Source organism: Ferrimonas pelagia (assembly GCF_039543565.1).
Classification (GTDB): domain Bacteria; phylum Pseudomonadota; class Gammaproteobacteria; order Enterobacterales; family Shewanellaceae; genus Ferrimonas; species Ferrimonas pelagia.
Window position 1 is genome coordinate 1 of sequence record NZ_BAABJZ010000055.1, and the last position, 6,880, is coordinate 6,880.

General features: G+C 56.0%; 6 protein-coding genes. All 6 read right to left on the reverse strand.

Annotated features, from left to right (window positions below):
- Positions 1-113: 113 nt before the first annotated feature.
- Positions 114-350 (reverse strand): DoxX family protein, encoded by a 237-nt coding sequence (locus ABEA08_RS09720; protein WP_345335099.1) that lies wholly within the window; start codon positions 348-350, stop codon positions 114-116.
- A 680-nt stretch (positions 351-1,030) separates the two neighbouring features.
- Positions 1,031-2,014, reverse strand: a complete 984-nt coding sequence (locus ABEA08_RS09725; RefSeq protein ID WP_345335094.1) for a formate dehydrogenase subunit gamma — start codon at positions 2,012-2,014, stop codon at positions 1,031-1,033.
- Positions 2,015-2,072: 58 nt separating this feature from the next.
- Complete coding sequence (gene fdh3B, locus ABEA08_RS09730) at positions 2,073-2,648, reverse strand: formate dehydrogenase FDH3 subunit beta (protein ID WP_345335095.1); 576 nt, start codon at positions 2,646-2,648, stop codon at positions 2,073-2,075.
- An 18-nt stretch (positions 2,649-2,666) separates the two neighbouring features.
- Complete coding sequence (locus ABEA08_RS09735) at positions 2,667-5,531, reverse strand: formate dehydrogenase subunit alpha (protein ID WP_345335096.1); 2,865 nt, start codon at positions 5,529-5,531, stop codon at positions 2,667-2,669.
- A 14-nt stretch (positions 5,532-5,545) separates the two neighbouring features.
- A complete protein-coding gene (locus ABEA08_RS09740) occupies positions 5,546-5,740 on the reverse strand; it encodes a twin-arginine translocation signal domain-containing protein (RefSeq protein WP_345335097.1) in 195 nt (64 codons plus the stop codon).
- A 561-nt stretch (positions 5,741-6,301) separates the two neighbouring features.
- Positions 6,302-6,745: a hypothetical protein gene (locus tag ABEA08_RS09745; protein ID WP_345335098.1), complete on the reverse strand. Its 444-nt coding sequence runs from the start codon at positions 6,743-6,745 to the stop codon at positions 6,302-6,304.
- Positions 6,746-6,880 lie beyond the last annotated feature (135 nt).

Consider the following 6,880-nt stretch of genomic DNA (forward strand, 5'->3'; position numbering starts at 1 on the left):
CATCGGTGCAAGCACATGTGGCAACTAATCAGGCGGGTGAAGTACTTCATGAACAACGCCTCACCATTCCCGGGTGGTGGTCATGGATTGCAGAAACTGGAGCACAATTAGGATCAGTTATTTAGACCAATGTTCTTAGCAAAGCTATTGAAGTCGTTTGCCTGATCGCCATGGAAAATGAGGGCCGATAACACGCAGAATCCGGCCAGCAGCAAAGCAACAAGCCGCGTCTTAAAACCGAGGATAATGGCGATCCCACCGAGCAGCTCCAACACCACCACTGGATACAATAAGATCCCCGGCACCCCCATCGATTCCATCCATCCCTGCGTCCCGGCAAAGCCGCCGATCTTACTTTAGCCCGCCACCACAAAGAGAAAGGCGAGGGCGATCCGAGCCAATAGATCAGCCGGCGCCGCCAAAACCTGAGTGCACTGCTGCGTCATAATGCATTCCTTCTGAACAATCCAACATGCCCTCTAGGTTACTCTCGCTGACTGAGAGTAAAATCACAAAATGGCGGCCAAAACATTCGATTATTTAGAAGTGAAACGGGAAGCTCAGGATCTACTGCCCCTGCATTGAGTCACCCTGCAAACCCACTGCCCGGGGCGGGCGTATTGCCATATCTAATATCAACCCGCGTGATAGTGACTGATCACGGACTGCCTATTCACTGCTCAAAAAAAAGCCCCGAACCAGTCGGGGTCTTGTATGTAGTTCTGGCCATAACGAGAGCCGTCAAGCCATTACCAGTGTGGTTCAATAAAACCGCCGCCGTAGCGCCGAGAAACCACAATGCGGACTGGCACTGCCGCTAGGCAACACCCGAACACGCGCACTCGATCGTTATACTTCAGCGTTCCGTCGGCTTTGATCTCGTCGTACCGGAACACTTGAGCGAGCGCTGCTTGCACAGCACCCTCCCTAAGTACTTCAGTCTTTGTACTTCAGCGTCCCGTCGGCTTTGATCTCGCCGTACCGGAACACTTGAGCGGGTGCTGCTTGCACAGCACCCTCCCTAAGTACTTCAGTCTTTGTACTTCAGCGTCCCGTCGGCTTTGATCTCGTCGTACCAAACGTTGTGGTGCTGCTTGGCCCAGTTCTCATCGCAGTAGCCGGACACCATACAGTCCATGCCACCTTCCGACAGCACGGTCGCCATAAAGATGTGCACCACGGAAAACGCAGTGACAATGATGGCCGCCGCCGCGTGCAGGATCAGCGCCAGCAAGCTCAGGTTACGCGAGGGCTCGACGTACTCAGGGAACAGCAAGATCACGCCGGACACGGAGATCACCGCCCCGAAGATCACAAAAGCCCAGAACCACAACTTCTCACCGGCATTGGCAAAGCCCGCATCCGGGTGCTTGCCTTTGAATGGGCCGAAGTTGATGTAGCCACCGACCACCATAAACCAGTCAATGTCGTACTTGGCTGGGATCTGATTTTTGGCCCACTTGATGCTCATGATCAACCAACCGAGCATAAACGGAATGGCCATGTAGTCGTGTACCGGCTTGGCAAACGCACCAAAGCTGGCCAGTGCCTGTTGACCCAACAACGGCTCGACAATCAAGCGACCCGTCAACAACACCAGGCCGGTCAGGATCAGCAACAAGCACGGGATCGCGCCCAGCCAGTGAATGGCCACATCGGCCTTGGACCAGCGAAACACCATCTTGCCGGAGAAGCCATCGTGCAGTTTGGACGCGCCGTTGACCAAAATGAACAGGATAAACACCCCGATCATGCCAAACAGCGACAACGCAAACGCCGGCGCCAACCAATCACTGCGCAGCGGCAGAAACCGCTCATCCGGTGTATTGATCAGCTGACCATGATGGCCTATCGACGAGGTGGTACGGCCGACTTCGCCCTGTTGGATCGCCTGCCACAACACATCAGACGGATTCCCCGCCTGCTCAGCGACCGTGCCTGGATCCGCAGCCAACGCGAGCGCCGGCAGCATGATCACCAATGCCAGCAAGGGCTTAAGCCAATTCTTGAACATAATTACTCCTTCACAAACAACAAAGGGGCGACACATTGGCCGCCCCTGTCATCAGTGCTTAGCTCCAGGCACCGTCTTTATGACCACGAGTGATCACGCGCTCACGGTAGATATCGGATACGGTTCCGGCATCCCCCGCCAGCAGGGCCTTGGTGGCACAAAACTCGGCACACATCGGCAGCTTACCTTCGGCGATACGGTTGGCACCGTACTTCACCTGCTCCTCATTGGAGCCCGGCTCGGTGTTCGGGCCGCCGGCACAGAAGGTACATTTGTCCATCTTGCCTTTGCCGCCAAACGCCGACTGTTTCGGGAACTGTGGTGCGCCAAATGGGCAGGCGTACAAGCAGTAACCACAACCGATGCAGCGATCCTTGTCGTGCAGCACGATGCCATCTTCGGTTTTGCTGAATACATTAACCGGACACACCTTCATGCAAGGCGCATCGTCACAATGCATACAAGCCACCGAGATGGACGCTTCTTTGCCGACCATACCGTCATTAACGGTCACCACGCGGCGGCGCTGAATGCCCCACTGCAACGCAGAATCGTTTTCGTTCTTACAGGCAGTGACACAGCCGTTACACTCGATGCAGCGCTTGGTGTCACACATAAACTTCATGGTAGCCATGATTTATCCTCTCCTACCTTACGCTTTTTCGATTTCACACAGGGACACCTTGGTCTCCTGCATCTGGGTCACGGGGTCATAACCATAGGTCAGTGCGGTGTTGGCAGATTCACCCACAACGTACGGCCGGGTGCTGACACCACCAGACTCTGGGTACTGCAGCTCTTCACCTTCAAACAGACCGGCGAAGTGATACGGCATAAAGGATTCGCCGACGGTCACACGCTCGGTCACCAAGGCTTTCATGCCGAGGATGGCACCTTCTGGCGACTTCAGATTCACATCGTCGCCATCGCGAATGCCACGATCTGCCGCGTCAGCTGGGTTGATCTCAACGAACATCTCCTGCTGTAGCTCAGCCAACCAAGGGTTAGAGCGCGTCTCTTCACCGCCCCCTTCATACTCAACCAGACGACCGGAGGTCACCACCAGTGGGAACTTCTTATCCAGGTTGTCGCTGATCACCTTGTCCTGAATGGACTTAAACAGGGTCGGCAGACGATGCACCTGCATGTCATCGTGGGTCGGGTACTTGGCGATCAGATCGCGACGCGGAGTGTACAGCGGCTCACGGTGCAGCGGGATCTCATCCGGGAAGGTCCAGACCTTACAACGGGCCTTAGCATTACCGAATGGGATACAGCCGTGGGCCATGGCCACACGCTGAATGCCGCCGGAGATATCAGTCTTCCAGTTCTTGCCGTCGGCGTGCTTCTTCTCTTGGGCAGTCAACTCATCCCACCAGCCCAATTGCTTGAGCATGTCGGCGGTGAATTCTGGGTGACCGTCACCCAATTCGTTGCCTTTCGAGCCAGGATCTTCGGCCAGGATGTTGACGCCATTGTGTTCCACACCGAAGCGAGCACGGAAGTTACCGCCCCCCTCCATCACGTGCTTAGAGGTGTCATACAGGATGTGACTACCTGGGTGCTTCAGCTCAGGCGTGCCCCAACAAGGCCATGGCAGACCGTAGGTCTCGCCTTTACCTGGGCCACCTGGCGCCTGCAGGTTTTCCCAAGAGAAGGTGTGCCAGTTTTCCTGGTGCATCTTCAGACGCTCTGGCGACTGACCGGTATAACCGATGGTCCACATACCGCGGTTGAATTCGCGGGTGATGTCCTCGACCAGCGGCTCATCGCCGTTCACCTTGATGTTTTTGAACAGCTGATCCGCGATGCCGACCTTCTTAGCGATCTTGTACATGATGGTGTGATCCGGCAGCGATTCGAAGATCGGATCGGTCACCTGAGTACGCCACTGCAGCGAACGGTTCGACGCAGAGATAGAGCCATAGGTTTCGAACTGGGTTGCCGCTGGCAGCAAGTAGACGCCGTCTTTGCGCTGTGGCATGACACCCGCCATGGTTGGGTACGGATCCACCACCACCACAGTATCCATCTTGTTCAGTGCCTCACGCACTTCGCGGCCACGGGTTTCGGTGTTGACCGACTGACCCCAGAAGAACGCCAGACGAATGTTGTCTTTCTGACCGATCTTCGCCTTGTCTTCCAGCACGCCATCATGCCAACGGGAGCAAGGAATGCCCGGCGTGGTCATTGGGGTTTTGCCCAAGTGCTGACCTTGGTCGAAACGGGCCTTAACCCAATCGAACTCCAGATCCCACACATTGGCCCAGTGACGCCAAGAGCCTTCGGACAGGCCGTAGTAGCCCGGCAGGGAGTCGAACAACAAACCGAAGTCGGTCGCGCCCTGTACGTTATCGTGGCCACGGAAGATGTTGGCACCGCCACCGGAGACGCCCATGTTACCCAGCGCCAGCTGCAGGATGGAGTAGGCACGGGTGTTGGCGTTACCGACGGTGTGCTGAGTGCCGCCCATACACCAAACGATGGTGCCAGGACGGTGCTCGGCCAAGGTCTTCGCAACACGGTGCATCTGCTCGCCGGAAACGGAAGTCACGTCTTCCACTTCTGCTGGATGATACTTCTTCACCTCTTCGCGGATCGCTTCCATGCCATAGACACGACGCTTGATGAAGTCTTTGTCTTCCCAACCATTCTCGAAGATGTGCCACAGCAAGCCATAGATGAATGGAATGTCGGTCCCCGGGCGGATATGCACGTACTCGTCAGCGTGCGCTGCAGTACGGGTGAAGCGGGGATCAACCACGATCATCTTGGCGCCGCGCTCTTTACCGGTGAGCACGTGAGACATGGCAACCGGGTGGGCCTCGGCGGCGTTGGAGCCGATAAACAACATGGACTTACAGTTATGCATGTCGTTGTAGGAGTTGGTCTGAGCACCGTAACCCCAGGTGTTGGCAACGCCAGCAACCGTGGTGGAGTGACAGATCCGCGCGGAGTGATCCACGTTGTTGGTGCCCCAGATAGCCGCCATCTTACGGTACAGGTAGCACTGCTCGTTGGAGAACTTGGCAGAGCCCATGAAGTAGATCGAATCCGGACCGCTCTCTTCGCGGATCTTCAGCATCTGATCGCCGATCTCGTTGATCGCCTGATCCCAGCTCAGCTTCTTCCACTTGCCACCTTCCAGCTTCATCGGGTACTTCACCCGCTTATCGCTGTGAGTGTGGTAGCGCAAGGAGGCGCCCTTGGCGCAGTGGCCACCACGGCTGATCGGGTGGTCGAACGCCGGCTCCTGACCGGTCCAGACGCCGTTTTCGACTTCCGCGTAGACGCCGCAACCGACGGAGCAGTGTGAGCAGATGGTCTTAACGGTCTCGGTCTTGCCACCGGCCGCCGTCGCGACTGCCGCTTCGGCCTTGCGCACCATACCGGCACCCAGCATGGAAGCGGCGGCGATCCCACCGGTGGTCACACCGGCATTCTTCAAAAACTGACGACGGTTTAAGCCTAACGCTTTGCCGTTATCCGCTTTATTTTGGCTTTTAGTTAATTTCATCATCCCTCTCCAGCTTACTGACCACGCGCCACGGCGTAATAGTTACGGACATGCTCGGTTTCGCGATAGCCGACACCTTTGCTGGGCGCAGTCGGCGCATCAGCAGCCAGTGCGGCAGGAGAGACAACGGCAGCCGCCGCTGCAGCAGCACTGCCGGTGGCAACCGTCTTGAGGAATTGGCGTCGTGCCATTTCAGGTTTCTTATTCATAACCATCCTTATTGGGTTACTTCGGATCGAGTCGTGAGAACCATGCACTGCGCATGAACCCGCCTCACAACTTCGATCAAAATGCGCTCTTGCTCACACGCAAGCGCTAGATTGACCCAGCACAGCAAGACGCCTTTTGATCCAGATCAACAACTCAAGTGCTGTCGAATCGGGCTCAAGCTGGCTTTTATGTTGCATTTGTATCAATTTGGGACAATATGGGTCACAAGCTCGTGAGAACGATTATCAACACGGTAAAGGACGGTTGTCGGCGGGGATCGCAGTTCCATTGATTTCAAAGAACCTTTCTTATGCAGAACTGCCTTTTTGTGATCTGGCTCAACTTACAAAAAATACAAAATAGACTTGTCACGAGCAGGAGTCGATGACAGGGCAAAGGGCAACAAAAGCCACGCATAGACGGGGCTTAAAACGGCCGGCAAAGATAAAGCGGTGCTATTGATACTGCCAGGGGATCTCAAGTCGCTGTGTATTGCGTGACTGCCAGCGCTGGATCCCGAGGTACCCCTTGTCACCCGGCGCAAATCGGCCTGTCGAGGGTCACGCCTCCTGCACCCAGTCATACCGCCCACTGACAGGTAATTCCTGGCTTCCCCTATGCCAAGGCAATTCCAGCCTTTGGAATTGGGACAAGGGCGCAGCAACAATGACCCGATGGCTCACCGACTGATCGTGATGCTGATAGCGCTCATCCGCCTCAAAGATGGAGGGATGAAAGTCCGTTAAGACGAAGTCGGTTGAATCAGCATCAAACTGGGTCACCTCAACCGCGTTATCTGCCAGGTAGGGCAGCTCCAACACGAGCGCCTCAGTTCGACGTGCCACCCAGCCCTCTATCCGGTATTCGGGATCAGCCACGGGTTTGCCAAAGGCGATCACACGGGTTCCGTCCCGGACAGGCAGCATGGGCAGGCGTATCGCCTCCCCCGTTGCCGCCAGCCAAGACCAGGCATAATCGATGTGGCCGACATGATCGACGATCATGTGGTGGTTCTAAATAACTGATCCTAATTGTGCTCCAGTTTCTGCAATCCATGACCACCACCCGGGAATGGTGAGGCGTTGTTCATGAAGTACTTCACCCGCCTGATTAGTTGCCACATGTGCTTGCACCGATGA